24 protein-coding genes and 1 tRNA gene are annotated in these 21,303 nt (G+C 47.1%); 4 read left to right on the top strand and 21 right to left on the bottom strand.

Going from position 1 to position 21,303, the window contains the following annotated elements:
* From D082_RS02185 to D082_RS17285, 11 genes are all read right to left on the bottom strand, one after another.
* Window positions 1-348 (bottom strand): hypothetical protein, encoded by a 348-nt coding sequence (locus D082_RS02185; RefSeq protein ID WP_038529994.1) that lies wholly within the window; start codon window positions 346-348, stop codon window positions 1-3.
* Complete coding sequence (locus tag D082_RS02180; protein ID WP_238546798.1) at window positions 341-637, bottom strand: hypothetical protein; 297 nt, start codon at window positions 635-637, stop codon at window positions 341-343. Before D082_RS02180 ends, D082_RS02185 begins: the two co-directional genes overlap by 8 nt.
* A gap of 15 nt (window positions 638-652) precedes the next feature.
* On the bottom strand, window positions 653-1,111 hold the full coding sequence (locus D082_RS02175; protein ID WP_158506486.1) for a hypothetical protein: 459 nt from the start codon (window positions 1,109-1,111) through the stop codon (window positions 653-655).
* The gene (locus D082_RS18485; RefSeq protein ID WP_158506485.1) at window positions 1,108-1,272 is read right to left on the bottom strand and encodes a hypothetical protein; all 165 of its coding nucleotides are present in this window, start codon (window positions 1,270-1,272) and stop codon (window positions 1,108-1,110) included. The genes D082_RS02175 and D082_RS18485 overlap by 4 nt, the downstream gene beginning before the upstream one ends.
* 2 nt (window positions 1,273-1,274) lie before the next feature.
* Window positions 1,275-1,835: a hypothetical protein gene (locus D082_RS02170; RefSeq protein ID WP_144428710.1), complete on the bottom strand. Its 561-nt coding sequence runs from the start codon at window positions 1,833-1,835 to the stop codon at window positions 1,275-1,277.
* A complete protein-coding gene (locus D082_RS02165; RefSeq protein ID WP_038529982.1) occupies window positions 1,835-2,014 on the bottom strand; it encodes a hypothetical protein in 180 nt (59 codons plus the stop codon). The genes D082_RS02170 and D082_RS02165 overlap by 1 nt, the downstream gene beginning before the upstream one ends.
* Window positions 2,011-2,415, bottom strand: coding sequence for a hypothetical protein (locus D082_RS02160; protein ID WP_038529978.1), 405 nt, complete (start codon window positions 2,413-2,415; stop codon window positions 2,011-2,013). The genes D082_RS02165 and D082_RS02160 overlap by 4 nt, the downstream gene beginning before the upstream one ends.
* A complete protein-coding gene (locus D082_RS02155) occupies window positions 2,412-2,816 on the bottom strand; it encodes a hypothetical protein (RefSeq protein WP_038529975.1) in 405 nt (134 codons plus the stop codon). The genes D082_RS02160 and D082_RS02155 overlap by 4 nt, the downstream gene beginning before the upstream one ends.
* Window positions 2,816-3,541 (bottom strand): hypothetical protein, encoded by a 726-nt coding sequence (locus D082_RS02150; RefSeq protein ID WP_038529973.1) that lies wholly within the window; start codon window positions 3,539-3,541, stop codon window positions 2,816-2,818. The genes D082_RS02155 and D082_RS02150 overlap by 1 nt, the downstream gene beginning before the upstream one ends.
* Before the next feature lie 74 nt (window positions 3,542-3,615).
* A complete protein-coding gene (locus D082_RS17290) occupies window positions 3,616-4,398 on the bottom strand; it encodes a hypothetical protein (protein ID WP_051738647.1) in 783 nt (260 codons plus the stop codon).
* Between the two features lie 341 nt (window positions 4,399-4,739).
* A complete protein-coding gene (locus D082_RS17285; protein WP_051738645.1) occupies window positions 4,740-6,602 on the bottom strand; it encodes a collagen-like protein in 1,863 nt (620 codons plus the stop codon).
* Between the two features lie 95 nt (window positions 6,603-6,697).
* Between D082_RS17285 and D082_RS18895 the strand changes: the two genes are divergently transcribed.
* Window positions 6,698-7,027 carry a hypothetical protein gene (locus tag D082_RS18895; protein WP_238546797.1) on the top strand — a complete coding sequence of 110 codons (330 nt, stop codon included), beginning with the start codon at window positions 6,698-6,700 and terminating at the stop codon, window positions 7,025-7,027.
* Window positions 7,028-7,030: 3 nt separating this feature from the next.
* Here D082_RS18895 and D082_RS02130 read toward each other — a convergent pair whose 3' ends face one another.
* From D082_RS02130 to D082_RS02095, 6 genes are all read right to left on the bottom strand, one after another.
* A complete protein-coding gene (locus D082_RS02130) occupies window positions 7,031-8,026 on the bottom strand; it encodes a hypothetical protein (protein WP_038529970.1) in 996 nt (331 codons plus the stop codon).
* Window positions 8,027-8,929: a hypothetical protein gene (locus tag D082_RS02125; protein WP_038529966.1), complete on the bottom strand. Its 903-nt coding sequence runs from the start codon at window positions 8,927-8,929 to the stop codon at window positions 8,027-8,029.
* A 314-nt stretch (window positions 8,930-9,243) separates the two neighbouring features.
* The gene (locus D082_RS02115; RefSeq protein WP_038529959.1) at window positions 9,244-9,444 is read right to left on the bottom strand and encodes a hypothetical protein; all 201 of its coding nucleotides are present in this window, start codon (window positions 9,442-9,444) and stop codon (window positions 9,244-9,246) included.
* Between the two features lie 2 nt (window positions 9,445-9,446).
* Complete coding sequence (locus tag D082_RS02110; protein ID WP_038529956.1) at window positions 9,447-9,677, bottom strand: hypothetical protein; 231 nt, start codon at window positions 9,675-9,677, stop codon at window positions 9,447-9,449.
* The gene (locus D082_RS02105) at window positions 9,674-12,142 is read right to left on the bottom strand and encodes a VapE domain-containing protein (protein WP_038529953.1); all 2,469 of its coding nucleotides are present in this window, start codon (window positions 12,140-12,142) and stop codon (window positions 9,674-9,676) included. Before D082_RS02105 ends, D082_RS02110 begins: the two co-directional genes overlap by 4 nt.
* 745 nt (window positions 12,143-12,887) lie before the next feature.
* A complete protein-coding gene (locus D082_RS02095; RefSeq protein ID WP_038529947.1) occupies window positions 12,888-13,283 on the bottom strand; it encodes a hypothetical protein in 396 nt (131 codons plus the stop codon).
* Between the two features lie 453 nt (window positions 13,284-13,736).
* On the opposite strand from D082_RS02095, the gene D082_RS02085 reads away from it, so the two are divergent.
* Entirely contained in the window at window positions 13,737-13,979 is a 243-nt protein-coding gene (locus tag D082_RS02085) for a hypothetical protein (RefSeq protein ID WP_038529942.1), read from the top strand.
* 277 nt (window positions 13,980-14,256) lie between these two features.
* Complete coding sequence (locus D082_RS02075; RefSeq protein ID WP_038529935.1) at window positions 14,257-14,520, top strand: hypothetical protein; 264 nt, start codon at window positions 14,257-14,259, stop codon at window positions 14,518-14,520.
* Here D082_RS02075 and D082_RS02070 read toward each other — a convergent pair.
* The 4 genes from D082_RS02070 to D082_RS02055 all read right to left on the bottom strand — a co-directional run bounded on the left by D082_RS02070 (window position 14,517) and on the right by D082_RS02055 (window position 19,727).
* Window positions 14,517-15,560 (bottom strand): hypothetical protein, encoded by a 1,044-nt coding sequence (locus D082_RS02070; protein ID WP_038529932.1) that lies wholly within the window; start codon window positions 15,558-15,560, stop codon window positions 14,517-14,519. The two genes, D082_RS02075 and D082_RS02070, sit on opposite strands and share 4 nt — an antisense overlap.
* 142 nt (window positions 15,561-15,702) lie before the next feature.
* Window positions 15,703-15,776 (bottom strand) — tRNA-Met (locus D082_RS02065).
* A gap of 65 nt (window positions 15,777-15,841) precedes the next feature.
* Entirely contained in the window at window positions 15,842-18,121 is a 2,280-nt protein-coding gene (gene recJ, locus D082_RS02060) for a single-stranded-DNA-specific exonuclease RecJ (RefSeq protein WP_028948656.1), read from the bottom strand.
* Between the two features lie 232 nt (window positions 18,122-18,353).
* A complete protein-coding gene (locus D082_RS02055; protein WP_028948657.1) occupies window positions 18,354-19,727 on the bottom strand; it encodes a flavin monoamine oxidase family protein in 1,374 nt (457 codons plus the stop codon).
* A gap of 176 nt (window positions 19,728-19,903) precedes the next feature.
* On the opposite strand from D082_RS02055, the gene D082_RS02050 reads away from it, so the two are divergent.
* Window positions 19,904-21,262 (top strand): MlaD family protein, encoded by a 1,359-nt coding sequence (locus tag D082_RS02050; RefSeq protein ID WP_028948658.1) that lies wholly within the window; start codon window positions 19,904-19,906, stop codon window positions 21,260-21,262.
* Window positions 21,263-21,303 lie beyond the last annotated feature (41 nt).

The raw sequence follows: 21,303 nt of genomic DNA, 5'->3' as shown, positions 1-21,303 counted from the left end.
TCAAGCCCTATCAATTACTAAGGTTTTGTCTATCCATTCCGCTGTGGCATTGGGATAGACCAAGCAACTGGAGGGCAGGGGGGAGCCATCAACCCGCTGTACCCCTTCCCAAAAGTGATCCGTTGCCACAATTTGAATCTGACTTTCTGGGGCAGCAAAATACCTCTCTGTAATGGGGTCATAGTAGGCGGGCAACTCTAAGAGTTTGTTCCAATGAGCGAATAAAAAATGGGTAATACTTTCTCCATGTTTTGTGTAAAAAGAATCCAGCAAAGGAAGAAAATTTAGCCTGACTTTGCCATGTTTATTACTGGTTAAAATTTGGTGATTGCCTAGTAATTTAATCATTATCTAAATCCAAAATTGTAGAAGTTGTGCCAATGTCATGGGGAGCCCGCCATTCTTCAGGGTGAGTCCTTTGATTGAATCGTTCTAAGTTTTCTACTCTTATGTGTAGATTTTGTAAATTTCTTTGTAGCCATTTTATTGCGATGGTTTGCTTCTTATCAGATGCACTTAAGGTTTGATTAGCCTTATAAAGCAAATAAACAATGTAAGCTAAAATGCCTAATGTTAATGGCTTATCACCAGAAGCTAGAAGACCATTTATAACAGCATCGGTAGTAGCAAATAACATCATAAAAATAGTCTCTTAGCTAACTTTTAATCCAAGCTGATTATCAAAAAATAGACATGGTTCTAGATAGGCAATGACAGAATTTATAGCAACGGATGGCTTAAATTGCATTTTCCAATCCCTAGGAATAGCAAAAAGGGCATCAAAGCTATAAGCCCAGGCATTATTAAGCTTTTGCCCATTGTTGTCAGTGTTAAAAATCAAGTTCTGTTGTTGTTGTCCCAAAGGATTAAAGAGAGTTACTGTGATAGTTCCTTCAGGGCTTACCGGATAACTGACCCAAAAACTTTTCACTATCACGGCGGTGGGCATTTCCCAAGCTTTTATTTCGTCAGCAGTCATGGCCCCACCGTTGAATTTTGAGAAAGTTCTTATGCCTGATAGCGGTCTAAGTTGTTTCGTTTCAGGGTTTTCGACTGCTTCAAAGCTATAGGGAGCCGCTAAATAAGCTGATTGGTTATACGAATGACTCATTTAGTTTCCTCCCAATTCTGCAAATGTTCTCGGACGCAGACCGGAAATTTAGACCGGACAATTTCTTCTGCTATGTCAATACAAGCGGCATAGGGGAGATCCAGCCCTAATTCCCTGGCGGCCCGGTCGGTTTCTAAAACCGTGAAGACGTTTAAATTCATGGTTAAATTCCTGGCAATAAAAGGAGGCTTGAGCCTTGCAAAATCAAGGGGACAGGGGCAGTTACTCCGGCGGTGAGGGGAATTAACCCTGTGCCAATTAAAGAAAGGGCTTGATTTTGGGCTATCTGGTTGGCACCAATGGCCAATTGGGTGGCCAGCTGGGTAGCTTGGTTTTCCAGAATGTCCAAAGTGTTCTCTTGCAGTTGGGCGATCGCCTCGGATAATCCTTCCTGGGTTACTTCAGAAGTCCAGACGTAGGCCCGGAAACCAGGAACAGAAGTGTCAACCCCAAAGGCTAGTTGGTAATCCAAGCCAGATTCGCTTACCTCTCTGGTCAAAGGGATAATTTGATTGGAATTCAGTACCCCCAGGTCAGCGGCAAGCTTTGCCTGGTCACCTCCCCCAATGGTGGGAGCAAAAAGCACCAAACTGACCCCAATCTCTAGCTCATAGTTAAAGTCATTTCCGGCGGAAAAATACAAAAATTGAGCATTTCTGAATGTTTCCGATAGATTAAATGATGAGGGGTCTAGAACACCGTCATAGATAACGGATAGTTCCACTAGACTTCCTCCAGGGAAATATCTATGTCAGGGAGGGCGATCGCATAAAGCTTCGTTTCCCCTCCGAAAAAATTGTCATCTTCCCCCAATAGCAACTCAGAAATGTACTCTTCAGCTACTTTGGAATTCAGTGGGCGTAGGGATTCCAGGCGAAGTTTAATAACTAATTCCGTAATCATGGTGATACAAAAGCCTCATATTTCTTGTTAAGGGTTTCCCCGGTGTAGGTCAGGGATAAGACCCCTGGCCAGGCAAAGGTTTGACGAATTAAGGCATTGTGCCCGCTATCACCGGGGCGATAGGGGTTATACACGGTGCGATTAGTTTCTTGATTGGGGTTATCTGGTAAGGCAAAGCAGGCCGACAATTGCCGTGGCTCCCAACCATTCCGGCTGGGGGCTTTCCATCCTGCCTCGTTAGATAATCGGGCTTCCAATGCTGATGGGCGGGGCGTTTGGGGTTCTTTCCCTACCAGAAAACGCACACGAACGTTGACGGTTTGTCCCAACAGATCCCGGTCATAGACCATGATCCGATTTTCCCAAGTGCGAGTGGTTTTTGCTGGCTCAATTGCACTCATTTTGTGTAAACCCTCAGCCAATTACTAGAAACAACCTCTCCCCGTTGCCCCAAAGAAACCAAACTGTTTTCAAAATCAAAAGCCAGAGCAATAAAAAATTGGTTATACAGTGTCGTCCCTGGCCGCCAAAAAACTGGAACCCGTAAATACAGTGTGTTAGTTACCCAAAGCAATGCATACCGGGGAGTATGGGGCAATCGGCAAGTCCCCAGCCTTGGGTTAGCGGTATCGGTGTTGCTGAACCAAATTCCGGGGAGATAACGGCGATCGTCAGCCTCAGAGCTAACCTCAAACTGCCCTTGGATCTCTCCCCTGGTCACCTCTACAAATCCAACAGATAAAGCAACGCGGGGAAACCGTTTGCTACTGTCGGATTCATAATCACCGACGTAGCGGGCCATTAGTCAGCAGTACCAGCTACTAATTGGATGTTAGGAATAGATTCTCCTTTGTAGCCAAAGCATTCCGCGCACTCAGCCGCGGCATTACCAGTAGCAATGACTGCCAAGGGGCTAGAAACAATTACCCTACGACTAACTTTACCTTCTCTGAAGTTTTCTGAGTTGAAAGCATCCACCGCGCGGGCTTGAATGATCAAGTGGCGGGGTTCGATCAAACCAGCCGCATTACAAATGCCACCCCCTTCCACCACTCCTTCCAAACCGATCTGCTGGCAAGCTTCCAAATCCCCATTGTCGGTGGGAATTCTGGTGGACAGCCGAACAGATTCGATTCCCACAACAGCTGGGGTGTAATCAAATGTGATTGATTTATAGGTTTTACGGGGCGGCAATCCAGAATAAGGAGTGTCACGATAGTCCCCTGGAATGATTTGCTTAGGTATAAAACCCCATTCTTCTCCTACAAGATCAATACAGGCCGCCCCTTCCCCAGCTATTTGCTGAGCCATAGAGAGAGCATTGCCAGGGTCAGGCACCGGATATTGTAATTGCCGTCCATCTGCAAACGTAGCCAGCAAATGACGAAATTTAAACAAACGAGAGCTAGAACAAACCGTTACTGTTCTGGCTTGGTAAAAAGCATCCAACAAAGGGGCGTTACCCTGAATTTTGAAGGCTTGATTCTTATGTTCGATGCCTAAATCATCGATATAAGTGGCCATCATGTGCGAGCGATCGTACCGTGACATAATTTAAACCCTACATAAAGTTAAACGAGTTGAGCATCGGCCTAGTAGGACTAGATCGTGACGCTATTCAATTCAAGATCCATCACCGGATCAGGGGGAGAGGCAATCAGATTGAAAGTTACACTGCCCGATTGCTGAACAAAGACTGTCCGGGGTAAATCAGCGGCGGCAATGTCCGTGGTGGGATTGGTGGCCGCAGTCATAGCCGCAGTAGGGAAGAACGTAACCGGGGCGGCGGCGGATTTTGCAGTTACGGCACTGGCAACGCTGGCAGTACGCAAGGGAAGATCGGTACTCGCGGCCATGTATCGGAATAAGGCCCCAAAGTACATCCGAGAGTCAGTCGTTAAGTTGAGAGAGGCATGGGAAGGCCCGCCAAAATTTGCCACACTTGCGGATTCAATCAAGATTCCAGAGCCACCAGGATCGGCGGCGGCGGCCACTTTCACCGCATTGGGAAAAATATCTTCGATGGAAAAATCGCCAATGCCCGCATTTTCCCCGACACTGGGAACAGGCAGAGGAGCCAAGGGGGATCCTTCCCCTAAAACTTCGTATAGCTGTACGGTTAAACCGTATTGATAGTTAACTGTTGAAGTATTGGGACGACTGGCGGAAATGCCTAATGCCACTCCAGGGGCTAGTCCTGCTACATACGCAGTTACTAATTCGCAAACGGCAAATAGCCCCTTATCTCGTTTGAGGGCCGCCGGTTCCGCATCTGCAAATTCGCTAGCCCCTTCAATACCACCATTTAGCAAATCCCCTACAGGGATAAAAAGCCCGTCAAAATCGGCTGTACCCCCTACAACAGGGAAAATCTGAAAAGCCATTAAAATTCTCCGATTGAGCTAGATAAACTACCCCAATCATGGCAATCCTTCCAAAGGCTAACAAGGAAAAACCAAAGTTAGACTCCTTCGTACTCTACGGGGAACACCCGAAAAATTGGTTTATTTCGTCGGGGCAAACTTCATGTACCCATAGGCGACCGTGAACTTTTGTTACAGCCAACCATTTCTTATTGATCAACGTTTTCGCCTGATCTCGACTGATATTTTTCAACCGACAGTATTCCGGGAAACGAATTTTTTTGTAGTGGGGAAGGCGGGGGGTGAATTCCCTAGGGTAAAAGGCAAAAACACTGTGACGTTGGGCAGTTCCCCATTGCCCATTAGTTCTCTTGTGGGCGCTCATATCCCCTCACAATGGTTATTTGATCTGAATCTTCCGTTTTAACCGCCACACAAACCTTGCGTAGCTTCATGATTTTGCCTTGGTTGGTCAAGTGAACAGTTTGGTTTTTCACTTCTGTAAATTTGGGATTGTTAAATTCCCTGATAGGAATTTTAGATAGGGCGGCAATTTGATAAAGTTTGTCTTCCGCTTCCTGCTTATCCCAAAACCATCCCCTGTACAAGGGCGATCGCCGTCGTTTATCAGCCGTATAAATTTGTGCCCATTGATTGCCAATTTTGATTTCTAGCCCCGCAAAATAGGTAGCCCAAACAGAGGCAGGATCACCCGGATTGGTAATGGCATCTATCGGTTCCGCCAATTGTGTGGTGTGTTTCCAGTTGGGTTGTCCCTCCAAATACCAGTAAAACAGCAAATAACTCCCCTTAGTGTTCCAAACCGCCGACGGATCAGGGAGTAGAACGCTACAGTCTCCCCCAGCCTCAATTTTGCAAATTATTTCTTGGTTAATCTTGGTCTGTTCCGTCAACCAGTTCCCCAACCAATTTAAAGCTTGGTCAATCGCCCATGGTGCAATGACATCTTTGGCAACACCAATGGCCCAGGGGGGAACAAAACCCAGGTTTGTTTCCATATCGCCTAGGCTCATGGCTTGAACTTGAACATCCCCAGTTTCTTCATCTTTCACGCACTCGATCACCTGGGGCAAATCTCTGACAGGGACTTTTGGCTGTACTCCCTGGCAGGCCGTTTCATGTAATTCCTTAATTTGATTCGATAGCAGGGTAAAGGCTTCCTCTAATCCCCCCGCCGGTACTGCGGTGCCAGGGATGTACTGATACCAGTCCCCAGGTTCAGAAGGATCACCACATTCCCCGGCTTGAATGTCTGGAGTAATGGTCACTTTGTCTTGAATGTCTTGTAAATATTCGATTAATTCTGAAAAATCGCATTCCATGGGGATGGTTACGGTAGTGGTTTTTGTAGTGCCATTGATGGTGAGCCTTAGCTCAAGCCTATTGTTATTCGGGTTCCAGAATAACCGGGGAGTAAAGGTCAAGTCTGTTAGCCCATCTTTGCCAGGTAAACCACGCTCCCCGCGATCGCCCTTGTCCCCCTTCTCACCTTTATCCCCCTTCAATCCGGGTAAGCCGCGTTCCCCACGTTCCCCGCGATCGCCTTTGTCCCCCTTCTCACCTTTATCCCCCTTCAATCCGGGTAAGCCGCGTTCCCCACGTTCCCCGCGATCGCCTTTGTCCCCCTTCTCACCTTTATCCCCCTTCAATCCGGGTAAGCCGCGTTCCCCACGTTCCCCGCGATCGCCTTTGTCCCCCTTCTCACCTTTATCCCCCTTCAATCCGGGTAAGCCGCGTTCCCCACGTTCCCCGCGATCGCCTTTGTCCCCCTTCTCACCTTTATCCCCCTTCAATCCGGGTAAGCCGCGTTCCCCACGTTCCCCGCGATCGCCTCTGTCCCCCTTCTCACCCTTGGCACCATCTTGACCAGGTAATCCCTGCAAACCCCGCTCACCGCGATCGCCCTTGTCCCCCTTCTCACCCTTGGCACCATCTGGCCCCCGAAATTTAGGATTGTTGTCGATATAAATTTTGATATTTGGCTCAAGCCGCAGATACAAATTGGCTTCCAGCTTGGCGTAAATTAGCGCCACAAACAAATTGATGTTGTTCTGAAGCCAAACCTCAACACTGGCCTGGAGTCTGACAAATAAATTTGCCTCTAACTTGGCGTAAATGAAATTGGCAATGACACTCAGGTTTGCTTCAAAGTAAGCCTTCACCTGAAGGGCCACTTCCAAAGCAATCTGGGGTTTTAATTCCACCTTCAGGGTGGGGACAATCTTAGTAATGATGATGGGAATTGTTATCCCCCCATTGCCGTCTTTTCCGGCCGGCCCTTGTCTGCCCGCCGGCCCCCTTGCTCCGGGTAATCCCCGTGGCCCACGATCGCCTTTGTCGCCTTTGTCGCCTTTGGGGCCTGTTCTCCCCATCCAACCCCGTGGCCCTTGTATCCCCTGCTTCCCTTCTGGGCCCCGTTGACCTTGATCGCCTTTATCTCCCTTCTCCCCACGGTCGCCTTTTGGCCCCTGTTTTCCCTCTGGGCCACGCTCCCCTTTCTCACCTCTGTCACCCTTTGGGCCACGTTCACCTTGAGGGCCTTCTGGGCCCCGAAAACCTCTTTCACCTCTTTCACCTTGAGGCCCAGCCGGGCCACGGTCGCCTTTCGGCCCTTGGGGGGGACATTTAGCCATTATTTTCTAACCGTTTTTATTACTTTGCCATTTTTGTAGCAGCATACAAAATCTCCACAATCGAGGGAGCAATCTGTATCCGGGGGACACCTTTCTTTGGGGTCACAATCTCCATCAGGACAACAAACAACCCTGACTGGTGGATCGGGGCAACCTTCAATAATTGGAATAGATAAAATTCCACTTTCAAAACCTATATCTTTCCAGCCTATATCAACAATATCCGCTTCTAAATATTTCAAAACATTTAAAACTGGATTACCTAATAAATTATTGGTCTTTTTTGTTTTTATACATTCTTTATATTCTGTAAGAATTGGAATTTTTGCGAAGCCAGGAATAAATCTTAATAACTTTCCATTTATACCTCCCATGTAGGTGTCAACGTATTTTTCCTCCCCCATTACACAGCCCAAATTGTTTACTTCGGGGCATTCTTCTAGCCCTGATATTTCCCGGTAAATTGTTCCCGTTTCTTCTCCTATCACTTTGAAAGTATAAGTCGGTTTAGGGAATTCTTTTGGCGGATCTCCGTTAACTGGGACTAAACTGCCTTGTACCGACACTGAATAATTTTGGTCTATATGAGAAACAAAAGGCAGTCCTATTTCGGAATGAAAATTTCCATTGCTGTATAGTCTCATTACTTGAGTTTTGCGTACTCCATATTGTGTTTGAGTTTCATTAGTCACAGATATTAAGGATACAGGCCCAATCACATTAGATTTTGTTCCATTATACGTACCAGATTCAGGACGAGAGTCACCATACCAGTGCAGCCAATAATTATCAGTTGTTTTCCATGATGCAGTATAGACATAGTTGTAAATAACATTTGGTAATCCTTCTTCGTCTTCTTCAGGAAAAACTAAATTACAGTTGTGAATGAGCGGTTCTTGTGCTGTCACTTCCCCATTTGCTGAACCTGAATATTTGAATTTAAAGCCAATAGGTTCTTTATAATAAATCCGCGCTTTTCCTATACAACAAGTCATTTACAAAATCCTCATCCCCTGCCACATAGTCCCTCCGGTGGACAAAACTCTATTCCCTGTTAATGAATCTAAAACTTGTGCAACATCAGCTTCGCTGGCAACGCCACAAAAAGCAAATTTTACAAGTCCCCGAAAATATAATCTTGAATTGACACTATAACCAGTAGATGCTCCAATGCCTTCCAAATAATAATATTGACTAATAGCGGCTTGATTATTATAGTTTCGCCGCCCCTCTTGCACTCTTAAAAAAGCATTTGCAGAGCTAGTATTAAGATAAGAACCGCCTCCTGTACCCCCCGGCTTGCCATGACACGTTAAGTCAAATGTTGTTATGGGGATAACTTGACTTGCAGTGTTAAAGTCAGTAACTAAACTATAGTCAAGGCCTAATTGCCGCCAATTTACATTATTGTGTTTTGCCTTGGCGGAATATGCAAAATTATGTCCATCAGACCTAATTCTGCCAATCATCCAAGACCATGGGTCAGTTGGATCTATACGTTGCAAAAAGCCAAAATGAGTCCCTGCACTTATCCCCGTGCTATCACTAAAAATACAGATACAACCGCTGTCTTCATCAGCAGTTAGCCATAGCCTATTGGTTCCTTCTGGGGTAAAGGTGTGGGTATGGATAGAATTTGGAGAGCCGTTTGTTTTTGCTTCCTCTAACCATCCTCGAATGGTTAAAGTCCCCCCAGAAATGGCAAATTCTACCCAACAACTATGAGCGTTAACTAGAGTTGTTCCTTTGGCAAATAGGTTGACCCCCACATCGTAGGTAATTGTTGCCCAACCAGCGTCTTCTAATCCTTGTTTTATCAATGCTAATAATTCATTAGCGTTGGTAAAAATTGCCCCTGTGTAATTTGGTGAGCCTCCGTTTACATAAATTGTTGGCATTAAAATCCCCTTCCAATAACGTCATAACTAACAGGTTCTTCATACAGAACATGGGCAAAGGCTGACTGCATCACTAAGCCCATAACAGCGCCGCCACTTCCCCCAGAACTAGGAGGGGAAGGCAAAAAAAAACAAACTTTTCCCCATCCCATTTCAGGGACTTACCTATTTCTGCGTTCTCCCAATCAATGGGCAATTCATCTGGTATGACATCAGTCGGAATCCTTACCAATGCTCTGGGGTCGTTTTCGTCCGTCCCTAGTAAAAAATTGGCCGCGGATGGCTCGGTTACTATGGGCAACTGGTCTGCATATCTACTCATACAGCTTGTCTATCTCATCTAAGCAGAACTCATAAGTGGGGCGAACACCATCGCTAGTGTTCCGGTAGTGGATGCCTACCCTAAATGTACCGGATTTGATCCTGGCTCGGAACCAACTAGGATGGCGATCCAATTTTTGAGCCGCTTCAGTGGTGGATAACCAGAGCCGTTTGTTTAATTTGGTTTTCCCCATGGCTAAAAATCCTCACCCTCACTTGGCAATTTGTCATGGATGGCGATTAGGTGGCGTTTAATTTCGCGGAACTTGGGCAGGGTGAGCCTGGCCAGATGATATTTTTCGCAATGAGTGAGATTAATTGGGTAATCGCAGTAACCAGTGCTTCCCTCCCAAGTGCCTAGCTGTTGCAAGACTTCATCTAGGTAGGTTAAGTAATCGACCAGGCCCTTGATTTCTTTTTTTGTCATGGTAATTGCCTCCTTAGCCAGTAAATTAGGTTTATCAAGTCGGCGGGGGAGCAATCAAAGATTGAGTCTTTCCCCACTAATTCTTGGGCTTTTTTGCATAAGTCTTCAGTAGTTAACCCCAATATCTCTTTATAGCCATTTATTTCTTCTATCTGGCTTTCTCTGTGGGAATCATCCAGTATCCCCAAGGGAGTTTTATTAGTTTTTTCGTTTGCATAGCTCCCGTTCTCTCCGGGGGAAGTTTTTTCTTTTTCTTTTTTTTGCTCAATTTTAGGGGTAGTATAAGACACTTGCCCATTTTTGTTCCTATCATTGGGTTCTAGCCGTCTTATACTACTTTCTGGAGATGTAGACGGGGGGGGAGAATAAGACGGGGGGGTTAAGACACCCTCCTGATTTAGCTCAGAAAGATACAGCCCTTTAATTTCCGCGATACTGGCTTGGGGACTGAGTTTTCCGCTTTCCATTGCCTCCATAACCTCTGGTCTAACCCACCAGTTACCCCGTCTTGATCTCCCTTGGTAAATTTCCCGCCTTTGCCCAATTTTCCCCCAACCTAGGGAAGTAAGAATGTTTGTTATTCGCAGAGATTCTTTTCTTGTAATGGCTTTTTCTTCAAACTCCAAAACCTCAGTTAAAATTTCCATGGCTGTCAATGCGTTACGACCAGAAATATATTCCTCTATAATCCCAGTCCACTCATCAGAAACTTCATAGCGTTTGTTACTATCCGAAACTTTGTTTTCTTCCTCGGCTGTCAAGTGCCAACGTTCCCCAGCGATATAAGCCTGAACCACGGCGGCCCAAAGATTGTCCCTTTCACTTTCCAACAAATCATTGTTAACAAATTTGTTGCCAACATCCAAAATCCAAAATCGTCTAGAGCCAGTGGGATCGGACAAAAATTCAATCCCATTAACTGACCCACCAATCGCAAAGCCCCGGCGGTGGGGGGATGCTTTTCTCGCATAGGGGGGGCGGATCTGGTCGGTATCTGTGGTGATCCAGCCCTTGAGGGCGGCCGCCTGACTTCTGGAAGTAATCTGGTCAAATTCCTGGCATTCAATAATCCAATAGTTATGTTGTTTGAGCAGGTTATCTTTGCCGCGAATATCGTCAACGTCTCCCCCATAAAAGGGGCCGCCTAATTTCTCAAAGAAGGTGGATTTTCCCCGCCCCCCTTTACCGTAAAGAATCAAAGCCCCCTGAAGCTTACATCCGGGCTTATGTATCCGGGCCACCGCCCCAATTAACCATCGCTTCAACAAAATATTGGAGATCGGATCAGTCAGTCCAAAATAGCGTGCGGCCGCGTTATCCAGGTCAACTGGGGGGAGATCTGCAACGGATTCCAAGTAATCCTTGACAGGGTGATATTTATTGGACTGAGCAAAATAATTCACTCCTCCAAAGAATATTTTTTCGCTGACCTCCACAGAATAGCGATCGCAAAACCACATATAAAACCAGTCGGGGTCATCAAACTGTTTTCCATCCAGTTCAATTTCCAGGCTGAGCAGATTGTATTTAAGTTTTTTATCAAGTTCTGTTTCCCTGAGAAAATCCAAAAAATGGGCATTTTGGGTAATTTTTCGGACTTTCCTGATTTTCTTTTCGCCAAATTCCGCTAAACTTAGCCGGTTCTCCACTAGCTGATGGAGTTCTTTTTCCCCATGGGCGGCGATCCAGTCATCAATGCCTTTCCCCTGCGCCGGTTCCCAATCCATTACAGAAACCCGGCCGGTTTGATTTAACAATAATTTCCCGGTTTCCAGAATGGCCCGGTTGACCATCTTTTGGGTTTTAAAGCGGCTATCTTGGTCAAAGCAGAGAATAATTTCCCGCCCTGGCTGGCCCATTTTCGTGATTTCGGGAATGAGATATTTTTCCTCATCTAGCGTTCGATAACCAGAATTCACCCCTGGCAACGCTATAGCTGGGTAACCTGCGCTAAGTAATGCCCCGGCTTTTTTGGCTCCTTCTGTGATGATTAGGGGAATGGTTGGGTTAGCTTGTAACCATTCCCAAAATTTACCCGTCTTTCCCACTTCCCAAAGCTCAGAAATTTTCTGATATTGAGCTTCCCCAATTTCTAGAAAGAATGCCCTGGGGGGTGTATTGGGGGGATGCTCATACTTGATTGTCTTCCCGTCTTTTTCCTTTGGTTCTAAGGGCTTGAAACAGCCCCAGTCAGTACGAGAAAAGTTAGCCAGAGGATCAAGAGTTGAACAAAACCAACCACCAGCAAAAAGGTGATTATAACGCAGTAAATATTTCTGTCGTAATTGACCGGAATTTGTCCTGGCTTCCTCTCCCAGCGAATATAAGAGGGCTTCATAGGCGTTGTTTCCTTCTAGAAAAGTAACATTTTTATCTATAATTTCTGGGGCTACTTTTGATGCTTCCCATTCTAGAAAATAAGCTGGCTTTTCTTGTGACTGTACTTGCGTTTTCCGGCTTGCCATAATATAATGAAGAGTATTAGATGACGTGTTCTTCTGCTACATAAACCCTAAGTTTTTAACTTTTGCAGTCTTGCTAGCCCCCTTCAGCCAAAGGGGGTTTTTTGTCTTTTTGCGGTTTTGGGGTTCATAGGAGAAAATAAGGATATCCGGGGGTGATCCGCCAAGAACAGCCCCCAGAAATAAAAGTCGAGTGTGTAAAATCTACACACCATTATTTAAAATGGATAGTGTTAGAAAAGTCAACAGCGAAGGATGTAAAGATTTGGAAACCATTAGAAAGGAGCTTGGTCTTCCTGTGACTCGATTTTGTGAGCTAATCGGATTGACAAGAAAAAGCTACTACAACGCAAAAAATGGAACAGATACGAGGCTATCACTAGATCAATGGCGGCGACTGATGGAATATTGGTTGCGGTCTGGGAAGTCTGTTGAGCAACTAATAGGATGTTCCTGGCAAGACTCCCACCAAACCCAGGATCCGCGCCAATTGGAACGTATAGCAGTTTAGCCCTTGACTTACATCCTTTGACCGTCCCTATGGGGGCGGTTTTTTTCGCCGGTGATAGTCCTGGGGTGTCTTATACTAGCTTTGAACTAAGACGGAGATGAAGACACCCCATAAGACGGGGTAAAAGCCTTGCTGTGCAAGGAGTTCAGAAAAAATAAAAAAATAATGTCTCATCTAAAAAAAAGAATAAGACAGAGAATAAGACGGGCTCAAAGCTTTACTGTATAAGGGTTTGAGCTAGGGTGTCTTATTCTTTATTTTTCCTCGCTGATCCAAGATTTCCCGCTTGGCCCAGTCAAGATGCTTTTCAAATTTTTCTAACCGGGACTCGATTGTTTCCAGGCGATCGCCAATTTCACCAAGCCCCAAATCTCCTCTGAGAATGCTGGCCAACCGCTCCAGGTCTTTAGGGGACAGACCTTGGGTTTCTTCTACCCGTTCAAGGCGATCCTCAAGCGCCCCTAGGCGATCGCCTAGGTCGGGGGGCAGGGAGGATGATTGGCGATCGCCTTCCAGAAGATTAGAAATTAATCTTTTGGCGGCTTGGTGAATTGATTCGCCTTCCTCCCTTTGCTTGTCCAATATCTCTACATAAGGGCTTGCAATGCTAAACCTCACTAATTCAAAAGCCATAATCAATCTCCATGACAACTAATAGACATATTAGCTTGCCATGTCTAATAATTACTTAATCAGTTAGCCATGTCTAATACTTGACATATCAGTTAGCCATGTCTATTATTAGACATACAGTACCTAACCAACCGAATAACTATGAGTCATTTAACACCGGCTGACGTGCGATCCATCTCCCAGCTGTGCGACGCGGCGATCATGTTCCTAGAGTTCACTGGGAACCGGGAACCTGCCATACGCCTATTGCTTGAGGGAATCCGATTCTTCCTACCCACCCTTGCCGCTGGGATGGAAATTGTTGACCTGGGGAGTTGCTCCGAGCGGTATTACCGTGATGGGCTTCTCACCTTTGAGGAATACACCAAGATCCAGAAAGTCTTGGCCCCCGGCAAATAGACAAAATAAAGCCCCCAAACCAGGGGGCCACTCACTTACTAACCTAATTTTCCCATGATTACCATTTCCATCGCTACCCATTCCGACTGTGCCCTTGACACCTACAACCTGGTCAAGCGCAAACTGCACAAACAAGGGTATGTCAACGTTGAAAAGCACCTAAAAATCGTCCCCTGGCGGTTTTCCTGGCTAGTCCAAGCCGATCAAGACATCATCACTGCCCTAGGCTGGGAAATTTACACCGACCTAGACGCAATGATCGCCAATCAAAAAGACATTTCCGCCGTAATCGTTTAAACCCTATCGCCCCTGGAAAACCAGGGGTTTTTGTCATGTTTATTTATCTTCAACCAGACTCAAACACCGGCAAAAATGGGATCTTCATTAATCTGGACAAGATTGCCTCCGTTGTCGACACAGGGGAAAGGATGCTTGTCCACGACCAAGACGGATCCTTGGCATATAGCTTGAGTGGCAATCAAGCTTCAGAAATTCGACAAATTCTACATAGCTTAAGCAACAACTAAAATTAACCTAGGGGCCAGCTGGCCCCTTTAACCAGGAATAACCCGCCATGACTGAACAAGACCAACTAGCAAAAATCATTACCTTGGTGGAGTCTAATAATCAAAGGCTCGACAGTTTAGAGCACCAAATCAGAGAAAATCAGGAAAAACTCAGGGAAGAAGTTAAACGCTGGGACGATCGCTTCTTTCAACTGGTCAAAGAACAGGGACAAACTTCCCGAACCATCATCATCGCCGCCGCTTCTGTTGTTGTTCTTAGCCCCGTCTTGGGAACTGTGGCAGAATTTGTGGCCAGGCTACTGGCTAACTAACCCTTAAGACTCCCATAGAACCTATCAGAAAAGGATTGTTTCTCGATCCAACGCTGGTAGGTTTTTCTGTGTACTTCCTCCCCATGGCCCATCAGGGCGGCGGCCAAGTCAGTGGCCAAACCTTGTTCAAAAGCCCGCCGCGCCCAACAATGGCGGATATTGTAGGGGGCAACGGTTAACCCCAATCGCTTAAAGGCATGGGTGACGCGACTTCCCAAAGCTTCATTGTCCCCATGGCAATCGGGCAAAGGCAGGGACGGATCTAACCTTTCCGCCCATTGGGGCAACAAAGGAAAAACAAAGCGTTCCCGGTCGGTTTTGCCCCGGTCAACGTACAGGGTTGGGTAATCAATCAGGTCACAACAAAAACATTCATAGTTTCGCAGACCATAGACAATCATCAACCCTGCCACCGTCCCCCAGGGGTCAGCATCCAACCCCGCCCAAAAATCCAATAACAGGGAGTCAGGGGGCAAATTCCTTGGGTTAACCGGGGTCAGCGGTGAATACTTCCCCCGATATTCCGAAACGCAATCGGGCAACCCTGCAAACTTGAGTAATTGGGCATAGGCTCCTACCAACCGCCGCCGGGTGCGAGAATCCGCCGGGGAAGCAATGACGATCGTCCGCAACACTTCCCCATCCAACGGGGCCGACCAATCCACCTTGTTAAAGCATTTCCCCAAATATTCCTTCTCCCAAGTTTTTTGCTTACCCCCCTTGGCTAAGTAATCCGCCCCCAAAGCCTCGATCCAATCCCCAAAGGTAGATTTTTCTGGGGCATAGTCAGGGAGCCAGTCAGCCCAACGGAAGCGATCGCAATCCAGGGCCGCCCTAATTTCCAGGCAAAGGGCAAAGGCCCGGTCAATCCCCGCCGGGGTAGCCGTAATCCCCAAAGGCAATCTTTGTTGGGTTTTTCCTTCCCCGCCATCTTTTCTGGGGAACATTCCCCGAGCTGACAACCAACCACCAAATTCTTGCAGAGTTAAATGTACTTTGCCTGCTTTTAGCTTTTGGTTAGCCGCCTCTAGTTTTTTCATTGCCTAAATATTGCCTAAAATCAGACCAACATTTACTCACATTTACCAACATTTCTGAAGGTTTACTCACATTTACAAAGCGCAACAATCCGAAAAACCAAGCGGGTCAAGGGTTTTGGGCAAAAATTTTGCAACACAAAAATGGCTCGGGGCGGATTTGAACCGCCGACCTTGGGCTTATGAGTCCCCTGCTCTAACCAACTGAGCTACCAAGCCTTGTCTGTTCTTTCAACGGACAGTTAACAATCTTACACTAAATTCACAGCATGGCAAAACAATTTTTAGATGCTGTCAGCCACAGTAGTCAAAACCTCAGGGGTGAGGGGGACTTGGCTAAAGTATTGCTTTTGGAATTGTTCTTCAGCAATTAAAGTCTCAATTTGTCTGATCAAAGTTTTCGGCCAGGGAATACCGGGCGCAAGCGCTGGAGTGTACTGCTTGAGTAGGGTAAGGATTTGGCAAGCCAGGGCATGGCTAAAATCCCACTGTTTTTGCAAGCTGAGGGGAGAAAGCTCTGGATTTTGTTGTTTGTGCCATTGTGCTTTCAATTCTTCCACTATGGTTTCAGGACATTGGGGTTGAAAACGATAATCCAACACCAGAGGTTGCTGGGCGGCGATCGCCTGTTGGTAGGCCCGGCGTAATTCTGACCAACTACTGGGACAAGTGCGGAGAACATGACCTTGGGGAGCAAGACCATGGTCTGGGAAATGGGGGGAACGGCGGTCAATTAAATTAGCACTAGTTTGACTAGGGATAATCCGTTGGGGTTGATGTAAACGGAAATCGATCAGGCGCACTTCATACTGTCGGTCGTAGGTGTTGAAGTCTAATTCCACCACTAAATCCAGTGGCTCATTTTGGGTCAGTTCATCGGGATGGTGACCCCACCAGATCCCTGGACATTGAATGGGCTGACCATTGTCATCGGTTTTGGGCGGATAGTCCGTTATCGAAAAACTGGTTTTAAGGTAGGAAACTTTATTGCCCGTGCGGTCTTTGATGTTGCGAAAACTGGGCCGTTGCACCTGCACATTTTCCAGCAGTAACTTGGGGGCGGGGTTGCCCATACCGTAGGGTTCGAGCAAATTAAATTCTCGAAAAAGTTCTTGCCCTAGATCCGCCACTGTTACCTGGAGATCCACCGGCAAAATGGGATCTAAACTAATTTGGGCTCCATAGCTCTGCCAAAATTGTTGGTTCACCGCTTCGCTGAACAAAGGCAATTTATCCAGGGGTAAACTCAAACCGGCGGCAAAGGGATGGCCGCCAAAACCTAAGAGCAAATGCCGTTGACTTTGTAATAAGGAGTAAAGATCAATATTGGCAATGGAACGGGCTGATCCCTTAGCAATTTCTCCGTCTTGGGTGTTGAGCAAAATGGCAGGGCGGCCACAGGTCTGGGCCACGTGGCTAGCGGCCAACCCCAGTACTCCAGTGGGCCATTGGGGATCAGTGAGAATAATCACCCCGGTAGTGGACAAGTCAATATTTTGAAGTCGTTTGTCAATCTCTGTAGTAACCGATTTTTGCAGGCCCTTACGCCTACTGTTTAAAATTTCTGTTTCAGCGGCCAACTGGTGACAAATTTTGGTATCCCGGCTAGTGAGCAGTTCCACCCCAAAGCGGGCATCCCCCTTAATACGACTGATGGCGTTGATGCGGGGGCCAATGCCAAAACCAATGTCTGTGGGCCGATCGCCGTTGCGCTTACAGAGATTAAGGAGAGCATGAATACCAGGACGGGTGGTGGTGCCAGGATCTTTTTGGCTACGTAGTTGGGCAATCCCCCGTTGGGCCAGGTAACGACAATCCCCTTGGAGGGTAACCAAATCGGCAATTAAACCAATCGCCACTAAATCCAGTAATTGCTCCAAAGGTTGTTGGGGCACCGTAGGGTATTGCTCATATAGGGCTTCCACCAACTTAAACGCTACTGCCACCCCGGAAAGGTTAAACAAAGGATGGTCATCGGCAAAGTAGCGGGGGTTAATGATGGCCACTACTTCCGGGCGATCGTCCGGCAAAGTATGGTGATCGGTGACAATGACATCCATTCCTAACCCGCGGGCATAGAGAATTTCTTCTAAATTCGTACTACCAGTGTCGCAGGTGACAATCAGCTTAGTGCCTTGGGCGGCCAAGCATTCTAAGCCCGGTCGATTGAGGCCATGGGACTCCCGCAAACGATTAGGAATGGTATAGGTCAACTGGGAACCTTGGGCAAGAAACTGCCCCAAACCCTCCCATAAAACAGCGGTGGAAGTAATGCCATCAGCGTCAAAATCGCCCCAAATAGTGACCTTTTCTCCTTTGGCCATAGCTTGGCCTAACCTTTGTACGGCCCATTTCATTTCCTGGCCGAATTCCCAAGCGCTGGTGGGGGTGTAACATTCCGGCGAGAGAAATCCGGCCAACTGAGCCGCCGACTGAATGCCCCTTTGCCATAACAATTGGGCGGCAAATTTACCGCTGGATTGATCACAATAATGACGCACCTGTTCGACAAAAATGGCCGGGGGCGTAACAGGGGGGATCAATTGCCAGCGAAATTGGGCCATGGACTAACTAATTGGGAATAATGTCAACCTAGTCTTGAAGCTTATCAAAGTTATAGTCAATTTAATTGAGAGTAAGACACGTACCAGGGCTAAAAGCGTCATTGGTAAAGACCTTAGTCGTCTCAATCTTACTTTGATTGACTATAACTAATAGAAGAACAATATTTAACTACTTGAATTTTATAGTTGACCCGGATATGGTTGCATCTTTGCTTAGAAACAAGGTTTCAGCTCAGCTTTTTTTGAGCAGACTAACGATAGCTTCGGATGACGATTCCCCCGTGCGGACTGCACCATCAAAAAAACCGGCCCAACGGGGGGCTATTTCTGTTCCTGCCCAGTGAACACGACCCACCGGAGCACTCAAGGCTTGCCCAAAACTTGTCCAGACTCCGGGGGGCATAAAGGCAGCATATCCTCCCCCAACCCATTGTTCGCTAGGCCAATCAACTTCATCGTAGGTGACAGGGGATAAGGCTTCTTCCCCAAAATACAGGGCCAAATCTGACAACACTCCTTGGCGACGTTCCTCTGCACCCATGGCAATCCATTTTGCATAACGATCGCCGACTACAAAGGAAGCAATTACCCCAACCCCCGTGGTGGGGTCAGAACTATCGGCACATAATTCGATCCAGGTGGTGTTGCCCAAGCCAATGCCCGCTAACCCTCTCTCCCGCCAAAAAGGGCGATCGTAGGAAATTAAGAGTTTACAACAGGTTCCCATGGGTACTCTTTGGGTGAGTTGCTGACGGAGAGGAGGCATGGGGGGACTATAGGTAATTCTTCCGGCCAAATGGGGTGGGGTTGCCACAATGGCAAATTTTCCTTGGTATTTTCCTTTCGTAGTAGTTATCTCTATCCCCCGGTTGTCTTGGCTAATATGTATAACCGGCTCTCCCAACAGAATAGAATCACCCAATTCAGCGGCAATTTTTTGAGGGATTTGCCCTGCCCCACCGTGTAACAGTTCAGCTTCAGGATTTTCCCCTTGGGAGGCAGATTTATGGCCCCACAAAACGTGCAACAAGGATACCTGGGACGGCTCGGCAGGGCCCAAAAATCCCACAGCACGGCACATATAGGCAAAATACCAATGACCAAATTCCGTCTGGGTGTTTTCTTTAATCCAATCGGCAAAGGTTTGACTATCTAATTTTTTATTTTCCGCCGTAGCCTTGGGATGTTGCTCGTCCAAACCCTGGGCAAGGGTGTCGAATTTTTCCCAGGCCGCCATGGCATCATTCCATTCATCAGAACTTATTTTCGGGACTTCCCCTTGGAACACCCCTTGAAAAAAACCATCAAACTCGTAACGCTTCCCATTAAATAACAGTACCTTCAAGCCGTCGGAGGGACTGGGAAAACGTCCCACATTATATTCATCAAGCAACGCCAGAAAACGATCCTGGGTGGGGCCTACCCATTGGCCTCCCCGGTCAATCCATTGTCCCGATGGCAAATATTCTCCATACATTCTCCCCCCCAATCTCTCCTGGGCTTCAATAACCAAGACAGAATGGTTAGCCCGAGATAAATTACGGGCAGCTATCAACCCCGACAATCCTGAACCGACAATTATGCAATCCCAAGATAATGAAGACATTACAGCGCCGATTTAAATTTCCCTCGCATGATCGTAACACCGTAAATCATATATTCGTATACTCGTAAATATTTTTAGTTTTACGCGAAATATCCAGCCTGTATGGAACATTGGTTGGGGGAATGCAGTTTAATAGTCTTGTGAGCGCCCCGAGCAAAATTTTCTGAATTACCCCAATGACAGCAGGACGAAACCAGCGCCTATCGCCCGTATTGTTACAGAGTAGTATCGGCCTGTTGATCCTGACTGCTCTGATCCTTTTGGCATTCAGCACCCTGTGGCTAAAAAATATCCGTTTTGGTTCCCGTTCCTACCGAGCCACAGTGCTTTTTAGTGATGCGGCGGGCATGTTAGTGGGCACCAGGGTTGACTATCGCGGGGTTAGGGTTGGTCAGGTGGTCAGCGTCACCCCCCAACCGGAAGGGGTAGCAGTGGAAGTGGAAATTAGTCCCACCGATCGCCTAATTTCTAGTCGTGCGGGAATCCAAGCACGCCAGTCGGGGTTAATTGGGGAAACTTCCATTAACATCATTCCCAGTGAAGTGGTTTTACCCCAGGAAGTGGACTATAAACCCTTGGATAAGGACTGTAATCCTGAAGTGATTATTTGCAACGGTTCGATTTTAATGGGGCAGGATGCACTGGATGTTAATGCCCTAATTCGAGCCATGATGCGTATTTCTGACTTTTTCAGTGAACCGCAAATCAATGAAGCCATTCGGGCCCTGGCGACCCAAACTCCGGAAGCGTTGAAGGATATTAGCCAGTTTAGTAATGAAGCGGCTACCCTATTGCGGGAAATTAACCAGGATGGGGGAGTAAAAAATATTCGTCGCACCCTGGCTTCTGTGGATCAAACTGCCCAGGACTTATCGGTTTTGAGCCGGGAAGCCACTGGCACCGTCCGTGCCCTCAACCAAGGGGGAACTATTCCGGAAATTAACCGCAGCTTGCGGTCTGTGGGATCAGCGGCGGAGCAAATCCAAGCTTTTTTAGAAATTAATAATCAACGGTTGGGGGCCACCCTCACCAGTCTCCAGGGCACCAGCGACCAGTTACAGATCAGTGTTAAAAATCTGGAGCCGCCTTTGGTGCAATTGTTGACCCAGGTCAACGACCAGAATACCGTGGCTAATCTCAACCAGGCATTGGCCGATCTCAAAGCGGTGGCGGACAATGCTAATCAATTGACCGGGAATCTGAATCAATTTGCCGATCGCCTCAATGATCCCCAGACGATCATTTTGTTACAGCAGTTGTTGGAGTCCGCCCGGGCCGCTACCCAAAACTTGGAAAAAATCACTTCCGACGTGGACCAAATCACCGGCAATCCAGCTTTACGGGAGCAGTTAATTCGCCTCATTCAGGGGCTGAGCAATCTCGTTTCCACTACGGAGCATATCCAAAAACAGGTGCAATATGCCCAGCACCTCGACCAACTTTCCGAAGATTTGGCCCTGGTGGCCCGGGCTCAAGAGTTGCAAACCCCCACTGTGATTTCCCCCGGACGGAAAAAAGCTGTTCCAAAGCCCTAGGGAACTCCTAAAATTAGCCATCGAGTCTTCCCCATTGCCCA

The sequence above is a fragment of the Synechocystis sp. PCC 6714 genome (assembly GCF_000478825.2).
Lineage (GTDB): Bacteria > Cyanobacteriota > Cyanobacteriia > Cyanobacteriales > Microcystaceae > Synechocystis.
This window is presented reverse-complemented; position numbering and strand designations above follow the sequence as displayed.

Coding starts and splice junctions, on each gene's coding strand:
- D082_RS02155 (WP_038529975.1), bottom strand. CDS start 2,816: ATGGCCCGCTACGTCGGTGATTATGAATCCGACAGTAGCAAACGGTTT.
- D082_RS02150 (WP_038529973.1), bottom strand. CDS start 3,541: ATGATGGCCACTTATATCGATGATTTAGGCATCGAACATAAGAATCAA.
- D082_RS02125 (WP_038529966.1), bottom strand. CDS start 8,929: ATGCCAACAATTTATGTAAACGGAGGCTCACCAAATTACACAGGGGCA.
- D082_RS02160 (WP_038529978.1), bottom strand. CDS start 2,415: ATGAGTGCAATTGAGCCAGCAAAAACCACTCGCACTTGGGAAAATCGG.
- D082_RS02055 (WP_028948657.1), bottom strand. CDS start 19,727: ATGTCTTCATTATCTTGGGATTGCATAATTGTCGGTTCAGGATTGTCG.
- D082_RS02050 (WP_028948658.1), top strand. CDS start 19,904: ATGACAGCAGGACGAAACCAGCGCCTATCGCCCGTATTGTTACAGAGT.
- D082_RS02175 (WP_158506486.1), bottom strand. CDS start 1,111: ATGAGTCATTCGTATAACCAATCAGCTTATTTAGCGGCTCCCTATAGC.
- D082_RS02105 (WP_038529953.1), bottom strand. CDS start 12,142: ATGGCAAGCCGGAAAACGCAAGTACAGTCACAAGAAAAGCCAGCTTAT.
- D082_RS02165 (WP_038529982.1), bottom strand. CDS start 2,014: ATGATTACGGAATTAGTTATTAAACTTCGCCTGGAATCCCTACGCCCA.
- D082_RS18485 (WP_158506485.1), bottom strand. CDS start 1,272: ATGAATTTAAACGTCTTCACGGTTTTAGAAACCGACCGGGCCGCCAGG.
- D082_RS02185 (WP_038529994.1), bottom strand. CDS start 348: ATGATTAAATTACTAGGCAATCACCAAATTTTAACCAGTAATAAACAT.
- D082_RS02075 (WP_038529935.1), top strand. CDS start 14,257: ATGACTGAACAAGACCAACTAGCAAAAATCATTACCTTGGTGGAGTCT.
- D082_RS02095 (WP_038529947.1), bottom strand. CDS start 13,283: ATGGCTTTTGAATTAGTGAGGTTTAGCATTGCAAGCCCTTATGTAGAG.
- D082_RS02110 (WP_038529956.1), bottom strand. CDS start 9,677: ATGACAAAAAAAGAAATCAAGGGCCTGGTCGATTACTTAACCTACCTA.
- D082_RS02180 (WP_238546798.1), bottom strand. CDS start 637: ATGTTATTTGCTACTACCGATGCTGTTATAAATGGTCTTCTAGCTTCT.
- D082_RS02130 (WP_038529970.1), bottom strand. CDS start 8,026: ATGACTTGTTGTATAGGAAAAGCGCGGATTTATTATAAAGAACCTATT.
- D082_RS17290 (WP_051738647.1), bottom strand. CDS start 4,398: ATGGCTTTTCAGATTTTCCCTGTTGTAGGGGGTACAGCCGATTTTGAC.
- recJ (WP_028948656.1), bottom strand. CDS start 18,121: ATGGCCCAATTTCGCTGGCAATTGATCCCCCCTGTTACGCCCCCGGCC.
- D082_RS02070 (WP_038529932.1), bottom strand. CDS start 15,560: ATGAAAAAACTAGAGGCGGCTAACCAAAAGCTAAAAGCAGGCAAAGTA.
- D082_RS02085 (WP_038529942.1), top strand. CDS start 13,737: ATGATTACCATTTCCATCGCTACCCATTCCGACTGTGCCCTTGACACC.
- D082_RS02115 (WP_038529959.1), bottom strand. CDS start 9,444: ATGGGGAAAACCAAATTAAACAAACGGCTCTGGTTATCCACCACTGAA.